This window comes from Neptuniibacter sp., assembly GCF_024231755.1.
Taxonomy (GTDB): Bacteria; Pseudomonadota; Gammaproteobacteria; order Pseudomonadales; family Balneatricaceae; genus Neptuniibacter.
In genome coordinates, this window is the sequence record NZ_JAAEQH010000273.1 from 1 (window position 1) to 957 (window position 957).

Genomic DNA, 957 nt, shown 5'->3' on the forward strand with positions numbered 1-957 from the left:
CAGGAAAATATGTGCTGATAGAAAATATGTTGATGCTGTCTTGATATTCTGCTGGAGCCAAGCCTAAGCTAAGTATAAACAATCACAATCCTCGACGCTGAAATAAAACATCAATTCATACAAAATAACTCACAGAACACATTATCCCATACCGTTTTATTTTATTTACACACACAGCTTATGTTTTATTACAGTCAGCCAAGTAAATCCTCAAATGGATAAGCGGAAATTATATGGTTACAACAAAAAGGTTTAGGAAAGTCAATGTATCAGAGCAGTCCAGTATGCAGGGTAAATATTGTTCAGTTGGTAAGAAAAGGATAGAGTTGTAGAAGCAGAATGGTGTCATTTACAACAAGCAGTGCACCAGGAAATAAATGTTGTAAAACGGCATACTAAATGCCCAAAGCGGACAGTGTGAAGCTTGTGTGCGAAGTGCACCACAGGCGGCGGGAAGGGCGCTATCATAGACGGCCCGAGGGATCCAATAAACAACTTGCTCAATGTTAGCGCTACCGACAGAATCCCACAGATCAGATGGACCAAGGCAGAAAATGCCGGCGTCCAAACCAGCATCCCCAGTGCGTTCGAGCTCGACCAGAGCTACGCGTGGCGATAGCAAGGTCGGCTGCAGTCTCGCAAACTGCCACTGATCATCATGGCGTTCATCACGGATGAACACCACATGATAACGGAAGAGATCAGTGTTTGCCAACTGAATCGTCAACGTTTCATGCACTGGCGTGCAGTCCTCTTGCTCAGATTCGGGTTGCGTCAGAAGAAATAAATGACCAGTGTTGTAAGCGAGGGAGATAGCGACGCACAAATGGAAGAGGGCAGTGTCGTGAACGATGAACGATGTAACCAGCAGACAATTGAAACTAGACTCAGTACAAGTCCACAGCATCAGCAAATCTGCTGGTTGGAAGATCGCGTCGTGAGAAAGATGCATCGGGA

Annotated in this window: 1 protein-coding gene; it reads right to left on the reverse strand. The window is 45.0% G+C overall.

The window, feature by feature from the left end:
- Positions 1-349: 349 nt before the first annotated feature.
- Positions 350-957: hypothetical protein (locus GY843_RS15750; RefSeq protein ID WP_297310976.1), on the reverse strand; the 608-nt coding region annotated here is incomplete at its 5' end.